Genomic DNA, 23,029 nt, shown 5'->3' on the forward strand with positions numbered 1-23,029 from the left:
CGATGGGAGCTTCAGGACCGGGAGCGGCAGGCACGCTGGTCTGCAAGATCGAACTGGACAAGAAGGGGGGCATCACCGTCCAGGTCGACAACGGGGATGATCAGATCACCCAGACCATCGTGATGGACGGCACCAGCATCACCATCACGGTGAAGGGCCAGCAGGAGACGAGCACCATCGTGCAGAAGCAGGACAGCATCGTGGTGACGGTGAAGGACCTGACCTTCGATACGGACACCATCACCATGAAGTCCAAGGGCGTCTCCAAGTGGACCAGCCAGGACACGCTCACGGTGGAGAGCACCAAGGACATGACGCTCAAGACGAGCGCCAAGCTCACGCAGACGGCCACCAGCGACGCGAAGCTGTCCTCCAGCGCGAACGTGAACATCGAGGCCACGTCCAAGCTGGCCATGAAGGGCAACATGGGCGCGGAGATGGTGACGTCCGGCGGTGAAGCGAAGGTGGACGGCGTGACGCTGAAGCTCGCCGGCAAGTCGCAGGCGGAGATGTCCGGCGCGATGACCAAGGTGTCCGGCACCGGCAAGCTCGACCTGGAGAGCTCCGGCATGGCGAACCTGAAGGGCTCCATCACCAGCGTGGGCGGCACCCTGGTGAAGCTGGGCTGAAGACGGCTGACTGACACATGGCAACGACAGACGTACGGCGGGAGAGCGGGCGGTGAAGGACTTCTCCGAGAAGATCTACCTGGATTTCCTGTCGGAACTGGACGGGCTGGAGCGCTTCCGTCAGCGCTTCCAGGAGCGGCACCCGGCGGCCCCGCTGGATCGCGAGGACCCGGACGTGCGCCGCCTCATCGAGGCGATGGCGTTCTTCTCCGTGCAGACGCGGCACGCCACGCTGCACAACCTGCGCTCCACCTGGCGCCGGCTGTTCGCGGGCTTCTTCGACTTCCTCCTGGAGCCCGTGCCCGCCGCCGCCATGGCGCAGGCCGTGCCCACGGAGAAGATGGTGGAGCCGGTGCTCCTCACCCGGGGCACGGAGCTGCGCCTGACGCCCGCGGAAGGGGTGTCCGGCTCCTTCCGGCTCCAGCGCGACCTGCGCGTGCTGCCCATCTTCCTCAAGGGCACGGACGTGGTGCCGCAGGTGCGCAGCGGCCACCGGCTCATCCTGCGCTTCGAGTCCCGCTTCGCGCGCAAGGACCCCATCGACGTGCTCAGCCTGCACGTGCGGCACCTGGACGACTACCGCTCGTCGCTGGCGGTGTTCCATGCGCTGCGCAAGCACGTGAAGCAGGTGAGCGTCGTCTACGACGAAGAGGCGGATGAGCACTCCGTGGGCAGCCCCTGCGAGGTGTCCTTCAACCGGGACCCGCCCGCGCCGGACGACAGCGGCCTCTACGCGCACCCGTTCCAGCGGCTGCGCGCGTTCTTCCAGTTCCCGGAGCAGCAGCTCTTCGTGCACGTGAAGGTGCCGCCGCCGCGTGGCAGCTCCTGGATGCGCTTCTGCATCTGCCTGGACCTGGACAAGGACTGGAACATCGGCCGCTCGCTGCACCCGGACTTCTTCCAGCTCTTCACCGTGCCGGTGGTGAACCTCAAGGCGGAGCCCGCCCAGGTGGTGGTGGCGGACGGCACGCGCGCGGAGCACCCCATCATCAGCATGAGCGCGGGGCGCGAGTTCACCCTGCACTCGGTGACGGGCGTCTTCGAGATGACCAAGGCGGGCCTGGCCCCGCTGCGGCCCGCCTTCCTGCCCGGCAAGGGCCCCAGCTACGAGGTGGACGAGACCTTCGACGAGAAGCTCGCCTCCCGGCAGAGCCTCATCGTGCGCATGCCGGAGGCCTTCACCGCGCCGCGAAAGATCGTGTTGGAGGCGCTGTGGCACCAGCCGCAGTTCTCCGCGCAGGCGGCGGGCAGGGTGGAGGTGTCCGTGCCGGGCCGTCACATCGAGGGCCTGAAATGGCAGACAGTGGGCAGCCTCCAGCCCCACCGCGACAGCGTGCTACGGGATGATGTCGAGGCGTTGACCCAATTCCTCGCGTGGAAGGCCAAGCCCACGCTGGGCCGCGACGAGGTGGTCGCCCTGTTGGGTCACCTGGGGACCCCCGCGGAGAGCCCGTTCCGCCGCGTCCTTCCATGGCTCAAGGAGTTGAAGTTCAGTGTGGTGCCCGATAGCGCCCTCAAGGGTTCGGGGATCCGCCACGCCTACGAAGCCGTGATGGAGCCCTTCGACCAGAGCTTCGAGCCTGTCGTCATCTGCTTTCTTGAGCAGTTGAGGGACCTGCTTGATGCTTGGAACAACGAGGCGACTGTTGATCTCAAGGCATCAGTGGCGGGTCTGGGGCCGCTACAGCTTCCAACATAGTCAAACACTCTCATGAAACTGGAGCATTGGAACGCACTCCTGGCCACGCAGCGTCGCGTGCGCCAGCTCCTCGACCGGGCGCTGCCCGCCGAGCCCGCCCCAGGTGCGCGCCGGCCGCAGGGCAGGGTGGGGCAGGAGGCGCTGGGCCACCTGGAGCAGGCGCTGATGGTGGAGCTGGAGCGCCTGCGCGCCGCGTTCGGCGCGGACCTGCGCCCGGACGAAGTGGAGGATCTGATCCGCCCCTTCGTGTTCTTCCTGGATGAGTGGGTGCTGCGGCGGCTGTCGGACGCGGAGCAACATCTCTGGCCGCTCCTGCAGCAGAACCTGTTTCAGGTTGATGCAGGCGGAGACCTCTTCTACGAGTTCGTGGAAGAGAAGTTGCGTCGCAACGATACGCCCTCCATCGTCTTCGAGATGATCCGCTTCTGCCTGGCCGCGGGCTTCACGGGCCGCCTCGTGGGGCAGCCGGAGCGCATCCGCGAACTCAAGGACCGCATCTCGCAGCACATCCCGCAGCCGGCGGCCATGGCGCCGCTCACGCCGGTGGTGCCCGCGTCGGTGCCCACCGTCTATGACTTCCCGGTGCACTACTACGCCGTGACGGCGGCCATCGTGCTGGGGCTGCCCGTCTTGCTGTGGTGGGTTTCCAATTGAGGCCGTTCCCGACACACGACAGCCGGCCTCCCGCGCCGGCCCCCAAGGCTCCGCCCAGGACGCTCGCGCTGCTGGACGCGCTGGAGCAGCAGGTGGGCGCGGAGCTGGGGGCGCTGAAGGAGGGCGTGCAGCCGCTCCTGGACTCCGTGCGTGAGGGCCTGGTGGCGCTGGATCCGCCCGGGGACGACGGGATGCTTCCGTCGCCGCAGGAGCAGGAGAAGCTGCGCGCGAAGCTGACGTCCACGCTGGAGGAGGCGGAGGACGTGCTGGAGGCGCTCCAGCTGGCCGTGAAGCCGGGCGGAAGGAGCGGCGGCTGACGTGGGCGCGCTCCAGTCCATGCTGGCGGCATTGAAGGCCCACTGGGTGCTCGTGTTGGGCATCGTGGTGGTGCTCGCGGCCATTGGCGTGGGCGTAACGATGTGGTGGCGCAAGCGGCAGCAGCGCGGCCCGGCGCTCGGGAGCGAGCAGAAGCCGCTCGGTTCGGGACAGCTGCTGGCCATCCGCAAGCAGTTCCTGTCGAAGCTGCCGTGGCGCTTCCGCGCGTCCGTGCGGGACTTCCCCACGCTGGTGGTGCTGGGCCCGGCGGCCAGCGGCAAGTCGGAGCTGATCAAGTCGGAGGTGGACTGGGAGCGGCAGCAGCGCCAGTTCATGCCCAGCTACACGGACGACCCGCTCCTCAAGGTGTTCCTGGGGCCGGAGGTCGTGGTGCAGGAACTGGCCGCGCCCGTGCTGGAGGACGACTCGCTCCACGCGCGGCGCGCGCTGCGCAGGCTGTGGAAGGCCACCTTCGGGCGCCGGCACGTGGGCCGGGCCGTCATCGTCCTGAAGGTCGACTGGCTGCTGGAGACGTCTCCGGACGAGGTGAAGCGCGTCACCCAGCTCTTGCGCGGCAAGGTCAACCTCTTGTCGGAGGTGTGCCAGTCGCCCGTGGAGACGCGGCTGGTCCTCACGCACATGGACACGCTGGACGGCTACGCGGACTTCGCGCAGCTGCTCCGCAAGAACGGCGTGCCGCTGGAGCTGACGGTTCCGCCGCCCGGCAGGGAAGGGGAGCTGGGCGAAGCGCTCCAGCCCATGGAGAAGTACCTGGCGCTGGGCCTCACCTCGCTGTCGCCGGACGCGTTCGAGCGGCTGGCGTCGTTCTACTCGCGCGGCGGCGAGGCGTTCGCGGCGCTGGGGCGCTTCGTGTCCACGCTGCTGGAGGGCGGCTCGCTGGCGTACCCGCTGAAGCTCCAGCGCGTGTTCCTGTCCTCGGGCGGGGCGGATGCCCAGCCCACGGGCGCGCTGGCGGTGCAGGCGGATCAACCGGCGGAGCTGCTCGTCCGGGACTACCGCTGGACGCACCTGCGCCGGTGCGCGGCCATCCTCGCGGTGGGGTGCCTGCCGGTGCTGCTGGCGTACGCGCACTTCTACCGGCTGCTCGTGCGCGCGCAGGACAAGCTGGACGCGTTCCAGGTGACGGTGCAGCGGCTGGAGGATCGCAACCAGAGCGTGTCTGGCTCCGTGGTGGAGTCCCAGACGAACGACGCGATGAAGGCGATGGCGGACCTCTGGGGCGCCACGCGCTACTGGCCGCCCCTGAAGCACAGCTTCACCGACGAGTGGGAAGAGCTGAGAGCGCGGCTCACGCGCAGCATCCGGTTGTCCTACCTGAAGCCGATGCTGGAGAAGTGCCAGGACCAGTGCCGGCGGTGCTCCGGCCAGATTCCCGGCTGCCAGCCCGCGCCCGCCTTCGCCAACCGGGGCACGCGCGCCACGCCGCTCGTCCCGGCGCCCTCGGCGGATGACAGCTGCCACATGGAGACGCTGTGCCGTCCGGAGCAGGTGCTCTACACACTGGGCGTGCTCTACGCCTCGCGCAACGAGGACCTGGGCCAGTTCATCCTGCGCAGCGTGCAGGGGACGCACAAGCGGCAGGTGGGGTGGATGGCGGAGGCCTTCGGGCTGAGCCTGGCCAGCACCGACCAGGAGCACAACTGGCTGAATGCGATGGGCCTGGCGGAGCAGATGGTCGCCAACTACGTCATCTCCAGCGACAAGCCCTTCGACGAGAACGTCCCCTGGACGCGCTGGCCCTTCGCCTGGCTGACCCTGGACGGCCTGCTGGGCCCGTGGCGCGACCACTTCATCCAGTTGCAGGACACGCTGTCCGCGAAGGAGCTGGACCTGGCCCGGTGGCGCGCGCTGGCGGACGACCGTGAGCGCCTGCGCGCCTCGCTGGCGGAGAGCGCGCCGTACAGCTCCGCCCGCAGGGTGATGGACCTCATCAACGCGTCGGACGCGGAGCCGGACGCCAGCCAGCTGAAGGGCGTGGGCAGCCTGCTGGACTCGCTGGACTGGCTGCGCCAGAACCGCCAGACGCTGGAGGCCATCCTGCGCATGGAGGACGAAACGGACGCCGCCCTGCGTGCCGCCTCCCGCATGACGCCCGCGGAGCTGCTCACCCGCGCGGACGGCCTCTTCGCCCCCAGCGACGGGGATGCGCGCTACCAGGTGGAGGTCCTCCGGCGCGACTTCGAGTTCCGCCCCATGGACGTGTCGCGGCAGCTGCTGGACAAGGTGCTGCGCTCGCTGAAGGAGACGGGCCGCACGCCGTTCAACGCGGATTCGTTCAACCCGCGCGCGGGCGAGACGACGTCGGAAGTAGCTACCGAAGGGGCGGGGGACGACGACACGGAGTTCGCCAGCGGAACGGCCCCGGTGGTGGGCAAGGTGCTGGGCAAGGCCGCCTTCGAGGCGCAGCTGAGCCCGCTGGTGGACGAGTTCACGGAGCGGCTCGCCAAGTCCAGCCTGTCTCGCGAGGAGGCCGTGGAGCGCGCCACCTTCGTGCAGGGCAAGGTGCAGGCCTTCGCGAAGCGCTACGGCCAGGACCTCTACGCGACGTACCGGGGCTACCGCTTCCGCACCACGCCGCGAGGCTCGCTGGCCAGCGACCTGTCCGTGCTGCTGCAGCCGTCGTCGCCGCTGGAGGCGATGCTGCGCGACGTGGCGGTCCGCGCCGGCGTGGGCCCGCTGGAGAGCGAGTACTACGCGCCCATGCGCGACGCGGTGGCGCCCTTCAAGCCGGTGGTGCAGCTGATGACGCCGGACAAGAGCGGCGTGCTCGTGGAGCTGGCGGCCTACACCACGCTGGTGTCGCAGCTTCAGCAGGAGCTGTCCGGCGCGAAGCCCGCGGCCGCGAAGCCCGCCGCTCCCAACGCGGCGCCCGGGGCCGCTGGCGCGACAGTGTCCTCGGCGGGCTCGCAGCTGGCGGAGATGCTGACGCCGGTGGGGCGCGTGGCGCTGAGCATGCTGCTGGAGGAGGAGGACTCGTACCTGCGCCGGGTGGACGCGTGGCTGGATCAGCACGGCCTGGTGGGCGAGTTCCGGCAGCCGTTCCGCCAGCCCTTCATCATCGTGCGCAACCGGGGCCGCGCGGAGCTGGAGCGCGTCATCGCGGAGCAGTGGACCTACCAGGCCCGCCGCACGCTGGACCCGCTGGTGAAGCGCTATCCGTTCAACCCCAGCGCGTCGCAGGAAGTGGATCCGGTGGAGCTGGAGGTGCTGCGCCGCAAGGACGGGGCCTTCTGGGGCTTCGTCACGCAGGTGCTGGCGCCGGTGGTGGAGGAGCGCGGCACGGACTGGACGCTGCGCTATCCGCTGAAGTCCCGGCTGCTGCTGCCGCCGCGCATGCTCTCCGCGCTGGGCCAGCTGGGCCGCCTGTCGAAGTTGTTGTGGGATGACGAGGGCAAGCCCCGGCCCATCCCCATGCAGGTGCGTCCGCTGCCGCTGCCGTCGGCGCCCACGCCGGACAGCTTCGTGACGCTGTCGTACCTGAAGTGCGGCGGGGCGGCGTCGTTCGGCTTCAATCAGCGGCCGGCGTGGGGTGAGTTCCCGCTGAGCTGGTGGAGCCCGCAGCCGTCGTCCATCGGCGTGGAGCTGCGCTCGCCGCAGCGGGATGGGAAGCGCTACCGCTCCATGGAGATGTCCGAGTCGTCGTGGAACTGCTTCCGCCTGCTGGAGTCCGCGACGCTGACGGATCAGTCCAACGTGGTGTGGGTGCTGCCGGGCCGCGGGCTGGCGGCGAACGAGAAGGTGTTGGAGATCAGCTTCGGGTTGCGCGGCGAGCCTTGGGCGCCATTCCGTGGGGTGGTGCCATGAAGGGCAGGAGCGTGAGGCTGGCGGCGGGGCTGGTGACAGCGGTGGTGGTGGGCAGCTGCGCGGCGCCCAGCCTGACGGTGAACGTCAAGGCGCCCGCGGGCACCAACCAGGGCCGGCCGCTGTACATGCTCATCCGCACGGTGTCGAAGACGTCGATGACGGAGGGCTACGCGGACGTCGCGGCCAAGGTCATCAGCCCGGATGACTCCGTGCTCCAGACGGTGGTCATCTATCCGAGCCGCACGAAGCAGGTGAAGATCCCCCTGCCGCCGGAGCAGGCGGTGGCGGTGAGCTTCCTCTTCACCACGCCCAATGGCGCGTGGCAGGCACTGCTGGACGTGCCGGTGCCCAAGACGGTGGACATCGAGCTCCAGGAGAGCCGCATCCGCACGGACCTCCCGAAGGGCGTGCCGGCCCAGGAGTCCACGCCGGCCGTGCCGGAAGCCCCCAAGGCTCCGGCCGCGCCCAAGGCTCCCGAGCCACCGATCTCCGTCGCCTCGCCCAAGTAGGGCTCAGGACGCGAGCGCGTCCAGCTTGGGCCCCAGCGCGTTGAGCGCGGACGTCACCCGGCCGCTCGCCGCGGACACCGGCCTGGCGAAGGCGCCCGCCTGGAGCTGGGCGCCAATCGCGTCGAGAGGGGAGAGGAGCTGGGGCTTCTGTCCCGTGGCCTGGGTGGAGACGGCGTCCACCTGCGTCTGGGCGCCCGACTTCAGGCCCTCCGCGCGCTGCTTGAAGGCCGCGAGCGCCTGATCCGCCTGGGAGGTCAGCGACGTCTCCGCGCTGCCGCGGGCCTGCTCCAGCGACGTCAGCCCGGCCATCACGGACGTCTTCGTGCCGCCCAGGTGCGAGTCCAGCCGGCCCTTCGCGGACGTCACCTGGCCCTCCGCCGTGTCGCGCGCGGTCTGCATGGCCTGCACCGCCGCGTCGATGCCGGAGCCCACCTGCGCGTCCAGGGCCTCCAGGCGCTGGGGCACCTGCGTGTCCAGAGGCGTCACCCGGGCGGCGACCTGCTGCTTCATGGCCGCGATCTGCTGCACGCCCTGGTCCTTCACGGTGCCGATCTGCGTGACGGCCGCGGCGACGATCTGGCCCACCTGCGCGGTGGCCTGCTCGATGCCCTGGAGGACGGACTGGGTGAGCGTGTCCATCTGCGTCACGGCCTGCGTCGTGGCCGTATCGATCTGCGTCTGCGCCTGGGTCTGCACCGTCTCCACCTGCGAGACGATGGTCTTCTGCACCGCCTGGAGCTGCGTGCCCACCTGAGACGAAAGGGTGCCCAGCTGCGTGGTGATCTGCCCCACCACCTGGCTGATGCCCTGCACCGCGGGGCTCACCAGCGGCTTGGGCAGGTCCGCGGCCGGGATGGCGTCCAGCAGGCCCATGGCCCGCTCCAGCAGCGACTCCAGTGAACCGACGATCTGCTGGAAGAGGGTCTGGAGCTGCTCCAGCATCTGCGGCAGCGACTCGAACAGCGCCATCACCTGCTGCTTCAGGGCGCTGATGGTCGCGACCAGGGTGTCCATCGTGGTGAAGGCCGCGTCCAACGTGGCCTTCAGTGGAGCCTTGAGGGTCTCCACCGCCGTGAGCGCGCCCTGCACCACGCCATCGATGGTGCCGCTCACCGTGGTGATGGCGGTCTCCACCTGCTTCTGCACCTGGTCGATGAGCTTCTCCACCGCCGTGAGCTGCGCCGTGACGCTGGCCACCTGTCCGCCAATCGTCTTGCCCAGCGTGTCCAGCGCCGTGTCGGCCTGCGTCTTGCCCGCCGTGAGCGACGGCGCCACCTGGGTGTCCAGCGGATCCACGATGGCGGCCGACGCCGACGCCGCGGCCATCAGCTGATCCATCAGCGTCTTGCGCTGGCCCGCCAGCACGGACTGCTGCTGCTGATGGGTGTCCTTCGCCGTGGTGCCCGCGCTGACGATCTCCTGGTGCAGCGTCTTCAGCGCGCTCACGGGGTTCTTCACCGCGCTGTCCAGGGTGGAAGTGAGCTGGGTGCTCCGGCCCGTCGCCGCGTCGCGCGAGGTGGTCAGCCGCACCAGCACCGCCGCCAGCGCCGCCGCCAGGGTCGACCCCACGCCCGTGAGGTCCTGCGTGAGCTGCGAGCGCGTCTGCTCAATCAGCGCGTAGCCCTGCGCGCGGCGGGCCTCCGTCTCCTCCTTGGAGCCCTTGCGCTTCGCGAGCTTCGCGTCGAACGACTTCTTGTCCGCGTCGCACTTCTGGGCCACCTGCTGCTGGAGCGCGGTGAGCTGCCCCTGCGACGACTCCGCGGACGACTTCGCCTGCGCCTCCAGCCCCTGGCTCTTCGCCGTCGCCTCCTGGCCCAGCGACTCCGCGTTCGTGCGCGCCGTGGTGCTGGCGGCGGTCAGTGACTGCTGGTGGCCCTCCACCTCCGAGGCCAGCGCGTCGAAGCGAGGGGAGGGGTCCGCCAGCGTCACGTTCGCCGCGTTCACCTGAGTGAGCAGCGCCCCCAGTGATGCGCTGATGGAGGGGCGGAGCGCGGCGACCTGCTCCACGACCCCCTGGGCCAGGGTCTCCACCTCGCCCTTCGCGGTGGCGAGGCGCGGCGTGATGCCGGAGCCGAAGCCCTCCACGGTCGCCTTGTGCTTCGCCACGGTGGCGCGCAGGTCGTTCATTTCAGCCCCGCGAGCGCGGCCTTGGCTTCAGCCGCGGCGCCGGAGAGCGCGCCCGCCTGGCCATCCACGCCGTTGAGCGCGCCGGTGAGCTTGGCGCGGGATTCGGCGGCCTTGCCCTTCACCTGGGCCTCCGCGGCGGCGAGGGCCGCGCCCGTCTCCTCCGTCGCCGCGTACAGCTTGGCGTTCACCGCTGCCGTGGACTCCTTGTACGCCGCCGTCGCGTCGCTCACCGCGCCGTCCACGCCTGCGGTGAGGTCGCCCTTCGCGGTCTCCACCTGCGGCGTCACGTCATACGTGGGCGTGGTGGCGGCGCCGCCGGGGTTCTCCTTCGTCTGGATGAGGAGGTGGCCTTCCGACAGGCGGATGATCTCCGTGTCGCTGGAGTTCACCCGCCCCAGGTTCCACACCGGCTTGTTGTCCTGGAAGTCGTGCGTGAGCGCGGTCTGGTTCGTGCCGTTCTTGCCGAAGAGGATCTGATCGCCCTGGCTGTCCTGGGGCATGCGCACGCCTTCGCCCCAGTCCAGGAAGCGGTGCAGCGCCGCGTGGTCGAAGTGCAGCGCCACCAGCACCCGCTCGTTCTTGTACGGCGGGAAGTAGAACTCCCCCGGGAACTCACCGGGCTCCGCCGGCACGCTCACCGTCTTGTTCCACAGCGGGATCGCCACCCGGTAGTTCGTCACGGACGTCTTCTGATCATCCACCTGGAGGTAGATGCGGTCCGTGGCCTCGCCGCCGGGGCTGTGCACCTTGCCCTCGACGTAGATGGGGTAGCGGGGCGGCCGGTACGCGGGCAGCTCCGGCACCGGATCCGACTTCTGCTCCAGCAGCACGGACAGGGAGACCGTGTAGCCCTGCATCGTCTCCTGCTGTCCGTCGTGCGGGCCGGCCTGGAGCCCCACGCCGTCGAAGGCCAGCTCCGCCACGCGATGGTCCTCCCCCAGGCCCGTGAGGTCCGGGCTCCAGCGCCCGCCGTCCAGCTTGATCAACGCCCCCGGGTGCAGCGCGATGGGCGGCATGTCCAGGAACGTCAGCCGCAGCCGCCGCTTGCGCACGCGCAGACGTCCCTTCTCCAGGGACTGACGCTGCTCCGCCTCCGCCGCGATGGGCGTGCGCACCAGCATGTCGTGCTGGATGCCCGCCACCGCCTGGGACTGTTCCAGCGCCACCGTGGTCGCCCCGGCCCCGAAGCCGTTGAGCACCCGCGTGCTGTGGCGGATGACGGGCGGCATCTCCACGTCCACGCGCGACACGTGCTTGCGGCTGAGCCCGGTGACGGTACCCGTGGCCGGCTTCTTCGCGGAGAAGGTGTACGTGTCCTTGGGGCTGTCGTAGGTGAGCACGCCGCCGCGCGTGTCCACGAACCAGAGAACGAAGTCGTAGAAGCTCGCGGCCGCGTGGTCGTCACCGATGCCCAGGCACACCATCGCGTGCTTCGCCTCCAGCGCGTCCCAGTCGTAGGTGAGCAGCAGGCCGCCGGGCTTGTGCGCGTCCAGCAGCTCCGACAGCTTCTTCGCCGTGTGCAGCTCCACCGGGCGGTGCTGCTTCCAGAGGACTCGCGCGGGGTCCTCGAAGGTCACCGTGTACTGGCGGAAGGCCACCGCCACGCTGTCCTTGTTGCCGTGCGCGGTGCCACCGACGCGCTTCTCCGTGACGATGCCCTGCACCACCAGCGGCGCGGGCGGCGGGTCGAAGACGCCGGACAGCGCCAGCCGCACCCGCACCAGGTCCGGCTTGCTGAACGCGGTGAACAGCGCCGCGTCCGCCTTCTCCAGCGCGGTCCAGAACGTCAGCTCGCAGCGGAAGCCCGTGGGCGTCATCCGCAGCGAGAAGTCCCGCACCTGGCCGCCAGGGATGGCGAAGGCCTGCTCGCCCGCGGTGACGGTCAGCTCCAGCTTCAGCTTTTCGGAGAAGGGGAGCGCCATGCCGTGTTCACCGGGCCTTCGCCTGGACCTCCTCGCGGGTCAACGCGCCCCGGGCCTCCAGCGCGTCCATCATCGCGCGCATCACGCGCGCCTGCTGCGCCACCATGCGCTCCAGGTCCGCCACCTGCTGCGTGAGCGCCTCCACCTTCGACGCCAGCTCCACGTCGCGCACCACCGGCGGCGGCGTGGGGGTTCGCGGCGGCTCGGCGGGTTCGGCCTGCTGCGGAGGGGCCAGCTCGAAGGTGGCCTCGTCCATGCCGAAGCTCAGCGGCGTGGCGGCCGTGGAGGTGACTTCGCCGTGGTAGTGGTGCCGGATGGCGCGCTCGATGGAGGACGCCGTCGCCACCACCACCTGGAGCTTCTGGCCGGAGTGGAAGGCCAGCTCCTGGAGGGACTCCACGTTGGTGGGATCCGACGTGGCCACGGTGAGCATCTTGGAGGCGGGCTCGTAGGCGATGGGGAAGACGGTGTAGCGCTCGGCGATGTCCACGCGCAGCGCCTGGAGGGCGTTCGGCACGGGGACGTGCGTGTCCAGGTTCACGGTGGGGATGGCCAGCTGCCGCGACAGGGCGTGCACCATGGAGCTTTCGTCCACGACGCCCATCTGCACCAGGGTGAGCCCCAGCCGGCCGCCCCACTTGCGCTGCTCGGCGAGCGCCGTGCGCAGCTGGGTTTCGGTGAGCAGGCCGGCGTCCATCAGGATCTCGCCCAACCGCCGCTTGCGATGGGGGCCCGGGCCGGGAGGAACAGAAGGGGGAGGAGTCACGGCCGGGCAGCATATCAGTGCCGGACATTCCCCAGGCCCTCGGTGGGTCACAAACAGGCCAGGGGCGCGGTGATGGGCTAGCCTGGGCCCCATGGTGCGAAGCCGAAGCCTCCTATTCGCCGCAGTCCTCGTCGCCTTCACCGCCGGTTGCGCCTCCCAGCGCCTGTCCGGCGCGGACCTGGACCGGGTCCAGCGGCCCGCCTTCATCTCCCGCATCGAGGATGGCGCGGGGCCCAAGAGCAAGGTGTTCCAGGAGGACAGCGCGTACTCCGACAAGCTCAAGAAGCTGGAGCCCAAGGAGGCGGATCGCCGGCTCACCGTGAAGCTGCAGCAGGCGGTGACGCGCTTCGAGCTCTCCGAACGCCTGCGCGTCACCACCCTGTCGCGCCTGCCGGAAGAGGCGCCCTGGACGGACGTGGTGGACCCCGCCCGGGTGGCCTCCGCGCTGGAGAGCTTCCTCGTGGAGGAGGTGCCCGCCAACGCGCCGGACTACGACTTGATGGCCCCGCTGGGCGCGGACACCATCGTGGAGTTCGTCATCCAGGACTACGGCATGCGCAGCGATGACGGGCACGCCGGGGCCTACCTCAAGGGTTACGGGCGCATGTTCCGGGTGGACGGGCGCTCGGAGCTGTGGCGCCGGCCGTTCAACCTGGACGCGGTGGAGCAGGGCGCGCCGCACCTGGATCCGTTCAAGGTCGGCAAGGAGCCGGAGCTGTTCCGCCTGGCCATGACGGACCTCCTGGACAAGGTGGCGGACATGTTCGTGAAGGACCTGACGCCCGCGAACCGCAGGGGCGCGGCTCCCGTGGGCAGCACCGCGCCGGACACCGTTCCCTCCGCCGTCACCCCCGCTCCGGCTCCGGCGCCCACGCCGCCCGAGCAGCAGCTGCCCCCGGGCGAGCTGCCGGATCCGGATCCCTGATCAGAAGAGGGCGTGCTCGGCCAGCAGCACGCCCAGGCCCACCGCGAAGCTGATCAGCGTCACGGGCACGCCCACGCGCAGGTAGTCCATGAAGCCCATGCGGACCTTGCCGCGTGCGGCCTCGAAGACGATGAGGTTCGCCACGCTGCCCACCAGCGTGAGGTTGCCCGCGAGCGTGGAGCCCAGCGCGAGCACGTGCCACGCCAGCTCCGGCTCCTGCATGGACGGCACCCACGCGCGCGCGAGCATCACGAACGGCACGTTGCTGAAGAGGTTGGACGCCACCAGCGTCAGGCCCGCGAAGCCCAGCGTCTCGCGCCACGGCGGCCCGGCCATCAGCGGGGAGAAGAGGTGGCGGATCTCCTCCGCCCAGCCCGCCTTGTGCACCCCGTGCACGACGACGAAGAGGCTGGCGAAGAAGAGCAGCAGCACCCAGTCCACGCGCTCCAGGGCCTCGCGCGGCTCGTGTCCGGACAGGGACATCACCAGCACGCCGCCCGCGAGCGCGCTCCAGCTCATGGGCAGGCCGGCGAAGAACGCCACCACCACGCCCAGCAGGCTTCCCAGCGCCAGCGCGAGCAGCCGTCGGTCCACCTTCAGCGGGGGCGGGTGCGTGTCGACGTGCGCGGACGGCAGCTCCTTGCGGAAGAGGTAGAGCAGCGCCACGGCCACGATGAGCGTGGAGAGCGCCGCGGGCAGGGCCATGTACGCGGCGAACCTCGCGTAGCCCAGGCCGGACGCGCCCTGGATCAGCATGTTCTGCGGGTTGCCGGTGAAGGTGGCCACGGAGCCGCTGTTGCTGCCCATGCACACCGCGAGCAGGTACGGCACGGGCGGCAGGCGCGCGTCCTCCACCACCACCAGCACCAGCGGCGTGAGGAACAGGCACACGGTGTCGTTGACGAGGAACGCGGACAGGAACGCGCTCACGAACGTCACGGCCACCAGGAGCAGCCGCGGCGTATGCGCGACCTTGAGCGCCTTGGCCCCGGCGGCGCGGAAGAAGTTCGCCTGCGCCAGGTACACGGCCAGCAGCATCATCCCCAGCAGGAGGACGAGCGTGTCCATGTCGATGGCCTGCTGGCTCCGGCTCGCGCTGTGGCCGAAGACCTCCGCGGGCGTGACGATCCCGGCCACGACCATCAGCGTGGCGCCCAGCAGGGCCCCGCCGGGGCGGTCCAGCTTGAGGAAGGGCAGCCTCACCCCTGCGATGAAGATGTACGTGAAGAGGAAGATCGCGAGCGCCACGGGCGCGGGACACTAGGGCCCGCTCGAAAAAACCGTCGAGGCACACGGGGATATGTTGTCCAGCAAGGAATTGGACTGGCTGCTGTCCGACGGGAACGGGGGTGATGGGCCCTCCAAGGACCTCCGTGGCGGGTCTCACGCGCGTTGTCCTTCCGGGTACACGTCTGTACAGTGCCCGGCCCTATGAAGCCCGAGAAGGAAACCGAGGCCTTCTCCGGCCCGCGCCGCACGCCTTGGTCGGGAGCTCGCGGGCTGGACGCCGTCCTCCAGGGATGGCGGACGGACCGGCAGGTGTGGCCGAACATCGTCCACGACGCCGTGACGCCGGCCCGCTCCGGCGTGTTCGCGCCGCTGCCGGAGGGGCTGTCCCCCCAGGTGCGGGACGCGCTCAAGCGCCGGGGCGTGGAGCAGCTCTTCTCCCACCAGGCCGAAGCCTATGAGCGGGCCCGCGACGGGGAGAGCCTGGTCATCGCCACGCCCACCGCGTCCGGCAAGAGCCTCTGCTACAACCTGCCGCTGCTGGATCGCTTCGCGCGCGAGCCGGAAGCGCGGGCGCTCTACCTGTTCCCCACCAAGGCCCTGTCTCGCGACCAGGAAGAGTCGCTGCGCGCGTTCATGCGCGAGGCGGGCCTGGGCCACGGCGCCATCACCTTCGACGGTGACACGCCGGGAGACGCGCGGCGGGCAGCACGGGAGCGCGCGGGCGTGGTGCTCACCAACCCGGACATGCTCCACACGGGCATCCTGCCGCACCACGCGAACTGGGCGCGGCTGTTCTCGAACCTGCGCTACGTCGTCATCGACGAGCTGCACACGTACCGGGGCGTCTTCGGTTCGCACCTGGCGAACGTGCTGCGGCGGTTGCAGCGGGTGGCGCGGTTCCATGGGGCTTCGCCCACGTTCATCCTGGCGTCGGCGACCATCGGCAACCCGAAGGCGCATGCGGAGCGGATGCTGGGGCGCGAGGTGGCGCTCGTGTCGGAGAGCGGGGCGCCGTCCGGTGAGCGCCGGGTGATGGTCTACAACCCGCCGGTGGTGAACGCGGAGCTGGGCATCCGCGCCAGCTATCTCAAGAGCGCGGTGCGGCTCACGTCGGACCTGGTGCGCGCGGGGGTGTCCACGCTGCTGTTCGGCCAGTCGCGCAACAACGTGGAGGTGATGCTCAAGTACCTCCGCGACCGGTTCGTGGAGGAGAAGCTGGACCCGTCGCTCATCCAGGGCTACCGGGGCGGCTACCTGCCGGGCACCCGGCGCGCGACGGAGGCCGCGATGCGCGCGGGCGAGGTGCGCTGCGTGGTGGCCACCAACGCGCTGGAGCTGGGCATCGACATCGGTTCGCTGGATGCCGTCGTGTGCGCGGGCTACCCGGGCTCCGTGGCGGCGCTGGCGCAGCGCTTCGGCCGCGCGGGCCGGCGAGGCATGGGCAGCCTGGCGCTGCTGGTGACGTCCAGCGCTCCGTTGGATCAATACTTCGCGGCGGATCCGCGCGCGCTCACGGGCGCTCCGGTGGAGCACGCGCGGATTGATCCGGACAACGTGGAGATATTGGTCCAGCACTTGAAGTGCGCGGCGTTCGAGCTGCCCTTCGAGGAAGGGGACGCGTTCGGCGACGTGCCGGTGGAGAACACCACGGAGGCGCTGGACTTCCTCACGCAGCACCAGGTGGTGCACCCGTCGCAGGCGCCAGAGGGCGGACGGCGGATGTTCCACTGGTCGTCGGACGCGTATCCGGCGCACCACGTGTCGCTGCGCAGCGTGGGCTGGGACAACGTGGTGGTCATCGAGCGCGGCACGGACAAGACGCTGGCGGAGATGGACTTCCGCTCGGCGCACACGCAGCTGCACGAGCAGGCCATCTATCAGCACGACTCCGAGCAGTATCAGGTGGAGATGCTGGACCTGGAGAACCACAAGGCGTTCGTGCGCAAGGTGGCGCCGGACTACTTCACGGACGCGATGACGAACGTGCGCGTGAGCGTCATCCAGGAGGACCAGGGCGCCCCGCTGGGGCCCGCGCTGCACGCGGGGCTGGGCGAGGTGTCCGTCATCGAGAAGGTGGTCGGCTACAAGAAGATCAAGTTCCACACGCATGAGAACGTGGGCTACGGCGACGTGCGGTTGCCGGAGATGCAGATGCACACGTCGGCGCTGTGGCTGACGGTGCCGGAGGCGGTGGTGCGGAACATGGACGCGCCCCGGCCCGCGGTCATCGACGCGCTGCGAGGCCTGGGGTCCGCGCTGCGCACGGTGGCGTGCGTGGGGTTGATGAGCGACCCGCGCGACCTGGGCCGGACGCTGGGCAGCAAGGACGAGCCGGACGGTCCTCCGCGCAAGGACGGAGGCGTGGGCTTCGATCCGACGCTGTTCCTCTACGACAACGTGCCCGGCGGCGTGGGGCTGGCGGCCCGGCTGTACGACCAGCGCGAGGAGCTGCTCCTGCGAGGGCGCAAGCTGCTGGAGTCGTGTCCATGCGAGGACGGGTGTCCGGCGTGCATCGGGCCGGCGGCGGGTGGGCAGCCCGGGAGCGCGCCGTCGGGGTCGCATCCGCGCAAGCGGCTGGCGTTGGAACTGCTGGCGGCGCTCGGCGTCGCCGGGGTGCAGTGAGGAGCACGGGCGCGGCATGGACCTGAAGCGCAAGCTGTCTCGACTCACCAGCGCGGGCCCCGGCACTCAGGCCCGGGCGCCCGTGAACACCGTGGCGGTGGCTCCAGTGGTGGAGACACCGTCGGTGGAGGCGCGCGCGCAGGACGCGGAGGTGGCCCGGATTCCGCCGGTGGAAGAGGCGGGGACGACCACCCTCGCGGAAGTGCTGGTCCAGGCGCTGCGCAAGCGCCTGTCCATGGACGGGGAGGGTGAGCCTTCCCTCGATGTGCCTCCTCCTCGGGACGCTCCCTCCCAGGAGGCCGGGCGCGCGGACGGCCTCGTGGACCTGCGCGAGGAGGCGCGGCGGCGGTTCGCGGCGAAGCGGGGCGGCGCGACGGAGCCCGGTGCTTCGGATCCCCGGGTGGAAGAGCTGCGCCAGATGCTGTCGTTCTGGGCGGAGCGTCAGGGCACGGCGTCCGCTCGGAAGGCGGTGGCGCCGGTCCCCGAGCCGCGCGCCTTGCCGGTGGAGGCGCGGGCGACGCCGCATGGCACGGTGCACGTGGCCGAGCAGGTGTATGCGCCGGACCACCGTCACGGCACGGCGCCGGTGGCGGCGGCGCTCGACGTGGAGGCGCGGCTGGTCGCGGGGCTGGCGCTGCATCCGGAGCTGGAGTCGGTGGACTTCACGCGGATGCTGATGCTGGACACGGAGACGACGGGGCTCGCGGGCGGCACGGGCACGGTGCCGTTCCTGGTGGGCCTGGGCTGGTTCGAGGGCCGCTCGATGCGCGTGCAGCAGCTCTTCCTGCGGCGCATGGGAGAAGAGGCGCCCATGCTGCGCCTGCTGGCCGAGCGCATGGCGTCGTCGTCCTGTCTGGTCACGTACAACGGCAAGAGCTTCGACTGGCCGCTGCTCCGCACGCGCTTCGTGCTCAACCGGGTGCCGGTGCCGAAGGAGCTGCCGCACCTGGACCTGCTGCACTGCGCGCGGCGCGTGTTCAAGCACCGGGGCGAGGGCGCCCGGCTGGTGCATCTTGAGTCGAAGGTGCTGGGGCATCACCGGGTGGGGGACGTGGACGGCTCACTGATCCCGGAGCTGTACTTCCGCTTCCTGCGCGGCACGGACGGGTCGGAGCTGGTGCCGGTGCTGGAGCACAACCAGAAGGACCTGCTGCTGCTGGCGGCGCTGATGGGCGATCTGGTGCGCCGCTTCCAGTCGGAAGGCACGGAGCGGCAGGACCCGCGGGATCTGCTGGGCTTCGCGCAGGTGGCGGAGAGGGCAGGGGACGCGGCGCGGGCGCTGACGTTCGCGAAGGCCGCGGCGGAGAGCGGAGGCCCGGTGGGAATCGAAGCGCTGGTGCTGGCCTCGCGCCTCTGCCGCCGCTCGGGAGACTGCGAGACGGCGGTGGCGCACCTGCAGCGGGCGCTCACGTTCGCGAAGCCCGGGCAGGGCGCGGTGCTGCACCTGTCCCTGACGAAGCTCTACGAGCACTCCCTCAAGGACCTGCCCCGGGCCCTGTACCACGCCAGGCTCGCCGCCCCCGTGGAGCTGCCCGAGGACCACCAGCTCCGCCTGGAGCGCCTGGAGCGCCGGCTGTCGCGTCAGGGCGCCTGAGCGTCGAGAGTTCCTGCGTCGATCAGGGCTCCTGCATCTCGGGTGGCTTCCATGAAGGGCAGGGGACGCGGGCGTTCCGGGTCGAAGGACGGCGAGACGCCGGGGGCGGCCTTCTCCATGACACCGCCGTCTGCGAAAGGGATGTACGGCTCCATCCCATCCAGAACACGGCGGAGAATTCGGCCATCACGGCTGATGGCATACCGCACCCCTGAGTCGAGTCCTGGCTGGACTCCGCCGCACGCCGAAGGGTCTACATCGATGCGAACGAAGACGATGTCTTCACGCTGGATGACCCTGAAGACATGAGATGCGCGCCGTTCGGTGCACGGCGTTTCAGGCCGGCCCGGAGGCAGATGGTCATCCGCCGCCAGGGTCAGGGCACGGAGCACGGCTCCATCCAGCACGACGGGCTGCTCGGATGCGCCGACCTGGATCGGTACCTGTTCGAAGAACTGCGGGAAGACAATCGAACGGTCATCCTCCACCGGGGCAGCGCCTGCCACGACCCCACGTGCACACCCGGCGGCGGCGATCCCGAGAAGCAGCACCACGGCCGCCTCACGGCAGCGCATCACGCAAGCCCGGGAACCACGCGACGAGCAGTCGCTGCGTGCCCAGCTTCACCACCGCGCGGCCCCACTCGCCGTCCTGGTAGACGCGACTCTTGCCGTCCCGCTCGTAGTTCCGGGCCGGCACTTGCGCCCGGACCAGCACCGCGCCTTCCGGGTACGCCCCGGCTCGCCGCTGCGCCTTCGCGAACTGGAGCGACTCCTCCGGACCTTCCACCTGCTCGATGACCGCTTCGAGCGGGTAGGGCATGTCCGGCAGCTGGAACTCCAACGGCATCCCCGGGGCCAGCTCCTGCCGGTACTCCTCCGGGAGCAGCACGGAGAGCGACGGCAGCACGTCCTTGTTCAGCAACGACACCACCGGCTGCCCCGCCTCCACCTGGGCGCCCTTCGTCACCTCCACCCGGCCCACGATCGCCCTCAGCGGCGCCACCACCTCCGCCGCCCCGGACGCCGTCTCCAGCCGCGCCACCACCTGCCCGGCCTTGACCGACGCGGTCAGCCCCACGTCCACCGACATCACTCGCCCCGCGGCCGGGGCCGGGACGTCCACCCATTGCCCCTGCTGGAGCAGCACCGGGCCTCGCGCGGAACGGTCCACCCGCACCATCCCCGCGAGCACCCCCAGCGTCACCACCGCGCCCACCGCGCTCCAGGCCCATGCCCGCCGTGAAAAACGGGACGTCGGCTTGGGGGAAGAGGGGACAGGCGGAGGAGAGGACTCGGGCCGTGGATCCATGCTCGGTACAGGATGATCCATCCCGGCCTCATCGCGCCAGGACTGGTTGGAACGCGGGATTCACCGCCAGGCCTTCAACCGGGTTCCCGAAACTTGACGGACACGCACGCCTGCTCGCCCTACAGGGATGTATCCCTGCATCGTCCCGGGGCGCCTTGTGCCATGCTGCGTGCGCCTCGTGGATTCCTCCTTCCTCAAATTCGGGTCCCTGGTCCTCGCCGGACTCCTCGCCCCGGGCGCGTTCGCGGCGGAGCCGACGCGCGAGGAGCAGGTGCGCGCGGAGCTGGAACGCCAGCTGCGCGACATGGTCCCGGAATCCCCCTCCGAAGTGCAGGTGCTCTTCGAGGGCTTCAAGCCCGAGGACGGCTACCGGCTCGTGGAGACCGACTTCCTCCTGGATGGCGAACCGCTCGCCGTCCCGGGGCTGGAGGAGCTCAACGCGCCCGGCGTCCACCGGCTCGCGAACCTGAAGGTCGAACCCGGCGAGCACACCCTCGTCTCGCGCGTCACGTACACCAACGGCTCCTGGAGCCTGTTCAGCGAGACCAACGGCTTCCTCTGGAAGATCACCGCCTCCGTCGGCTTCCAGACCCAGCGCGGCCTGCGCGTCGTGGTGAAGGCATCCCCCAGCGTGGTGCCCAACGCGCCGGATCCGCGCCTCAAGCTCAAGCTCACCCACGCCGTCACCGCGGAGATGATCCAGCCGCTGAAGGACGAGCCCGCCGTCGTCACCGCGCCGCCCGTGAAGCCCGCGCCCGTGGATGCCGGCGCGCCGGTGAAGGTCGCCCAGCCCACGCCGCCGCCGGACGCGGGCGTGAAGCCCACGACGACCGTCGTCTCCGTGACGCCGCCCGTGGAGCGCCCGCCGGTGGCCGCCAGCCGACTGCGCCTCCAGGTGACGTCGAAGAAGCCCACCTCCGCCACCGCCTTCGTGCGCGGCCCGGGAGAGCCCCTCAAGCTCACCGTGCCCGGCAAGAAGCCGCAGGACGTGCCCCTGTCCGCGGGCGCGTACACCGTGGACCTCATCGCCGACGGCTTCCTCGCGCAGACGCGCCAGGTGGTGCTGGCCGCCGGGGCGGACACGTCGCTCGCCTTCGCGCTGGTGCCCGCGCCCAAGGCCGCCAAGGCCGCCAAGGTGCAGGAGGGCCGCATCGAGCTGCCCCAGCCCCTGAGCTTCGACGAGAAGAAGCCCGTGCCCGCCAAGGCCTCGCTCGCGGGCCTGGACCTGGCGGTGGACCTGCTCGTGCGCGACCCGAAGGCCCGCCTGCGCATCGAAGGCCACACGGACTCGCGCGAGGTCCCCGAGCCCGCGCGCCAGAGCCTCTCCGACGCACGCGCCCGCGCCGTGGCCGACATGCTGATCCGCGCCGGCGTGGCCCCGTCCCGCGTGGAGGCCGTGGGCCTGGGCGACCGCAGCCCCAAGGCCCCCAACCTGATTCCTCGCGGCCGTGAGCTCAACCGCCGCGTGGAGCTGGTGCTGCTGCGCCCCTGAGCCTTGAGGTTGCTGGAGGGCTCCTCTAGCGTCCCGGTCGTTCTTCGCCAAAGGGACGCGCGATGCCTCGCTACGAGTTCACGGAAGGCAGCTCCAGCAAGTTCTGGGAGATCACCCTGGACGGCACCACGCTGACCAAGCGCTGGGGCCGCATCGGCACCGACGGCCAGGAGAAGGTCGAGGAGTTCGACTCCAAGGCCGAGGCGAAGAAGGCCTACGACTCGCAGATCCGCGAGAAGGAAGGCAAGGGCTACACGCTCGCCGAAGGCGGGGACAGCGACGGCGGCGAGGCCACCGCCGAGTCCGCCGTCAACCCGGACCTGGAGGCCGCCATCCTCGCGAAGCCCGACGACGTGAAGGGCTATCTCGCGTACGCCGAATGGCTCAAGGGCGAGGGAGACCCTCGCGCCGAGCTGATCCTCCTCCAGCACGCCGCGCTGGACGCGCCCGCGGCCTCGCGCAAGAAGGTGGCGAAGCTCATCGAGGACCACGCCAACGAGCTGCTGGGCGAGGCGCTGACGGAGGCCGTCTCCGACGAGACCCTCAAGCTGGAGTGGCACCTGGGCTACATCCGCGAGGCCCGCCTGGGCCAGGTGGACTACGACTCCACGGCGGACATCCCGGACCTGCTGGCCGAGCTGCTGGCCCACCCCTCCGCGCGGTTCCTGAGCCGCCTGACCCTGGGCATGGCCAGCTTCGACGGCGAGAACGACTATGACGAAACGCTGGCGGTGCTCGCGAAGGCGAAGCCCGCGCCGCCGCTGCGCTCGCTGTTCATCGGCGACTTCGAGTTCCCGGACGAGACGGAGATCTCCTGGACGCAGGTGGGCGACCTCAAGCCGCTCTACAAGGTCTACCCCCAGCTCCAGGAGCTGCGCGTGCGCGGTGGTGAGATCGGGTTCGGGAAGATCGATCTGCCGGAGCTGCGCTCGTTCACCGTGGAGACGGGCGGCCTCCACCAGGGTGCGGTGAAGGAGATCGTGAAGGCGAAGTGGCCGAAGCTGGAGTCACTGGAGATCTGGTTCGGCCAGGAGAACTACGGCGCGAGCGGCGGGGTGAAGGACCTCAAGCCCCTGCTCGACGCGGAGGGATTGCCGGCCCTGCGCAAGCTGGGGCTGCGCAACGCGGAGTTCACGGACGAGCTGTGCGCGGCGCTGCCCAAGTCGAAGATCCTGGCCCAGATTGAAGAGCTGGACCTGTCCATGGGCACCATGAGCGACGCGGGCGCGGACACGCTGGCCCAGAACGCCAAGGCCTTCGCGCACCTCAAGACGCTGGACGTCACCCAGAACTTCCTCACGAAGGCGGGGCAGAAGACCGTGGCCAACGTGGCGAAGTCCGTGGCGAGCGGCAACCAGCGCACGCCCTATGACGAGGAGTCGCGCTACGCCGCCGTGGGCGAGTAGTCC

The 23,029-nt window shown here is 70.4% G+C and carries 17 protein-coding genes; 11 read left to right on the top strand and 6 right to left on the bottom strand.

What is annotated here, in order from left to right; all coding sequences use genetic code 11:
* The first annotated feature begins 2 nt into the window (after positions 1 to 2).
* From D7V80_RS09125 to D7V80_RS09150, 6 genes are read left to right on the top strand one after another with little or no spacing between them, the layout of a single operon-like run.
* Positions 3 to 629 (top strand): hypothetical protein, encoded by a 627-nt coding sequence (locus D7V80_RS09125; protein ID WP_014396958.1) that lies wholly within the window; start codon positions 3 to 5, stop codon positions 627 to 629.
* 52 nt (positions 630 to 681) lie between these two features.
* Positions 682 to 2,328, top strand: a complete 1,647-nt coding sequence (locus D7V80_RS09130) for a type VI secretion system baseplate subunit TssF (RefSeq protein ID WP_120587786.1) — start codon at positions 682 to 684, stop codon at positions 2,326 to 2,328.
* A gap of 12 nt (positions 2,329 to 2,340) precedes the next feature.
* Positions 2,341 to 2,982: a DotU family type IV/VI secretion system protein gene (locus tag D7V80_RS09135; protein WP_120587787.1), complete on the top strand. Its 642-nt coding sequence runs from the start codon at positions 2,341 to 2,343 to the stop codon at positions 2,980 to 2,982.
* Complete coding sequence (locus D7V80_RS09140; protein WP_233585224.1) at positions 2,979 to 3,299, top strand: hypothetical protein; 321 nt, start codon at positions 2,979 to 2,981, stop codon at positions 3,297 to 3,299. The genes D7V80_RS09135 and D7V80_RS09140 overlap by 4 nt, the downstream gene beginning before the upstream one ends.
* 1 nt (position 3,300) lies before the next feature.
* Positions 3,301 to 7,122, top strand: coding sequence for a type VI secretion IcmF C-terminal domain-containing protein (locus D7V80_RS09145; protein WP_120587788.1), 3,822 nt, complete (start codon positions 3,301 to 3,303; stop codon positions 7,120 to 7,122).
* The gene (locus D7V80_RS09150; RefSeq protein ID WP_233585225.1) at positions 7,119 to 7,631 is read left to right on the top strand and encodes a hypothetical protein; all 513 of its coding nucleotides are present in this window, start codon (positions 7,119 to 7,121) and stop codon (positions 7,629 to 7,631) included. Before D7V80_RS09145 ends, D7V80_RS09150 begins: the two co-directional genes overlap by 4 nt.
* Before the next feature lie 3 nt (positions 7,632 to 7,634).
* On the opposite strand, the gene D7V80_RS41325 is transcribed toward D7V80_RS09150, so the two are convergent.
* From D7V80_RS41325 to D7V80_RS09165, 3 genes are read right to left on the bottom strand one after another with little or no spacing between them, the layout of a single operon-like run.
* Positions 7,635 to 9,758 carry a hypothetical protein gene (locus D7V80_RS41325; protein ID WP_147447029.1) on the bottom strand — a complete coding sequence of 708 codons (2,124 nt, stop codon included), beginning with the start codon at positions 9,756 to 9,758 and terminating at the stop codon, positions 7,635 to 7,637.
* Positions 9,755 to 11,680, bottom strand: coding sequence for a hypothetical protein (locus D7V80_RS09160; RefSeq protein ID WP_120587790.1), 1,926 nt, complete (start codon positions 11,678 to 11,680; stop codon positions 9,755 to 9,757). The genes D7V80_RS41325 and D7V80_RS09160 overlap by 4 nt, the downstream gene beginning before the upstream one ends.
* Before the next feature lie 7 nt (positions 11,681 to 11,687).
* Positions 11,688 to 12,377 (bottom strand): general secretion pathway protein GspE, encoded by a 690-nt coding sequence (locus D7V80_RS09165; protein ID WP_120587822.1) that lies wholly within the window; start codon positions 12,375 to 12,377, stop codon positions 11,688 to 11,690.
* Between the two features lie 160 nt (positions 12,378 to 12,537).
* Between D7V80_RS09165 and D7V80_RS09170 the strand changes: the two genes are divergently transcribed.
* On the top strand, positions 12,538 to 13,371 hold the full coding sequence (locus D7V80_RS09170) for a hypothetical protein (protein WP_199738457.1): 834 nt from the start codon (positions 12,538 to 12,540) through the stop codon (positions 13,369 to 13,371).
* Here D7V80_RS09170 and D7V80_RS09175 read toward each other — a convergent pair whose 3' ends face one another.
* Entirely contained in the window at positions 13,372 to 14,619 is a 1,248-nt protein-coding gene (locus D7V80_RS09175) for an SLC13 family permease (RefSeq protein WP_120587791.1), read from the bottom strand. It abuts the gene before it with no gap.
* 183 nt (positions 14,620 to 14,802) lie between these two features.
* Between D7V80_RS09175 and D7V80_RS09180 the strand changes: the two genes are divergently transcribed.
* Positions 14,803 to 17,223 carry a DEAD/DEAH box helicase gene (locus D7V80_RS09180; protein WP_199738459.1) on the top strand — a complete coding sequence of 807 codons (2,421 nt, stop codon included), beginning with the start codon at positions 14,803 to 14,805 and terminating at the stop codon, positions 17,221 to 17,223.
* A 16-nt stretch (positions 17,224 to 17,239) separates the two neighbouring features.
* On the top strand, positions 17,240 to 18,817 hold the full coding sequence (locus tag D7V80_RS09185) for a ribonuclease H-like domain-containing protein (protein WP_120587792.1): 1,578 nt from the start codon (positions 17,240 to 17,242) through the stop codon (positions 18,815 to 18,817).
* Here the strand turns inward: D7V80_RS09185 and D7V80_RS09190 are convergent.
* The gene (locus D7V80_RS09190; RefSeq protein WP_120587793.1) at positions 18,805 to 19,371 is read right to left on the bottom strand and encodes a hypothetical protein; all 567 of its coding nucleotides are present in this window, start codon (positions 19,369 to 19,371) and stop codon (positions 18,805 to 18,807) included. The genes D7V80_RS09185 and D7V80_RS09190 overlap by 13 nt on opposite strands.
* A 7-nt stretch (positions 19,372 to 19,378) precedes the next feature.
* A complete protein-coding gene (locus tag D7V80_RS09195; protein WP_158616580.1) occupies positions 19,379 to 20,128 on the bottom strand; it encodes an HlyD family efflux transporter periplasmic adaptor subunit in 750 nt (249 codons plus the stop codon).
* Between the two features lie 178 nt (positions 20,129 to 20,306).
* Between D7V80_RS09195 and D7V80_RS09200 the strand changes: the two genes are divergently transcribed.
* Both D7V80_RS09200 and D7V80_RS09205 read left to right on the top strand, forming a co-directional pair.
* The gene (locus D7V80_RS09200; protein WP_233585226.1) at positions 20,307 to 21,620 is read left to right on the top strand and encodes an OmpA family protein; all 1,314 of its coding nucleotides are present in this window, start codon (positions 20,307 to 20,309) and stop codon (positions 21,618 to 21,620) included.
* A 62-nt stretch (positions 21,621 to 21,682) separates the two neighbouring features.
* On the top strand, positions 21,683 to 23,026 hold the full coding sequence (locus tag D7V80_RS09205; RefSeq protein WP_120587795.1) for a WGR domain-containing protein: 1,344 nt from the start codon (positions 21,683 to 21,685) through the stop codon (positions 23,024 to 23,026).
* Positions 23,027 to 23,029 lie beyond the last annotated feature (3 nt).

This window comes from Corallococcus sp. CA054B, assembly GCF_003611625.1.
Classification (GTDB): domain Bacteria; phylum Myxococcota; class Myxococcia; order Myxococcales; family Myxococcaceae; genus Corallococcus; species Corallococcus coralloides.

What these genes read in the sequence shown, in the direction of transcription:
- D7V80_RS09125 (WP_014396958.1), top strand. Translation starts at nt 3, where the DNA reads ATGGGAGCTTCAGGACCGGGAGCGGCAGGCACGCTGGTCTGCAAGATC.
- D7V80_RS09135 (WP_120587787.1), top strand. Translation starts at nt 2,341, where the DNA reads ATGAAACTGGAGCATTGGAACGCACTCCTGGCCACGCAGCGTCGCGTG.
- D7V80_RS09150 (WP_233585225.1), top strand. Translation starts at nt 7,119, where the DNA reads ATGAAGGGCAGGAGCGTGAGGCTGGCGGCGGGGCTGGTGACAGCGGTG.
- D7V80_RS41325 (WP_147447029.1), bottom strand. Translation starts at nt 9,758, where the DNA reads ATGAACGACCTGCGCGCCACCGTGGCGAAGCACAAGGCGACCGTGGAG.
- D7V80_RS09160 (WP_120587790.1), bottom strand. Translation starts at nt 11,680, where the DNA reads ATGGCGCTCCCCTTCTCCGAAAAGCTGAAGCTGGAGCTGACCGTCACC.
- D7V80_RS09165 (WP_120587822.1), bottom strand. Translation starts at nt 12,377, where the DNA reads ATGGACGCCGGCCTGCTCACCGAAACCCAGCTGCGCACGGCGCTCGCC.
- D7V80_RS09170 (WP_199738457.1), top strand. Translation starts at nt 12,538, where the DNA reads ATGGTGCGAAGCCGAAGCCTCCTATTCGCCGCAGTCCTCGTCGCCTTC.
- D7V80_RS09180 (WP_199738459.1), top strand. Translation starts at nt 14,803, where the DNA reads ATGAAGCCCGAGAAGGAAACCGAGGCCTTCTCCGGCCCGCGCCGCACG.
- D7V80_RS09185 (WP_120587792.1), top strand. Translation starts at nt 17,240, where the DNA reads ATGGACCTGAAGCGCAAGCTGTCTCGACTCACCAGCGCGGGCCCCGGC.
- D7V80_RS09195 (WP_158616580.1), bottom strand. Translation starts at nt 20,128, where the DNA reads ATGGATCCACGGCCCGAGTCCTCTCCTCCGCCTGTCCCCTCTTCCCCC.
- D7V80_RS09205 (WP_120587795.1), top strand. Translation starts at nt 21,683, where the DNA reads ATGCCTCGCTACGAGTTCACGGAAGGCAGCTCCAGCAAGTTCTGGGAG.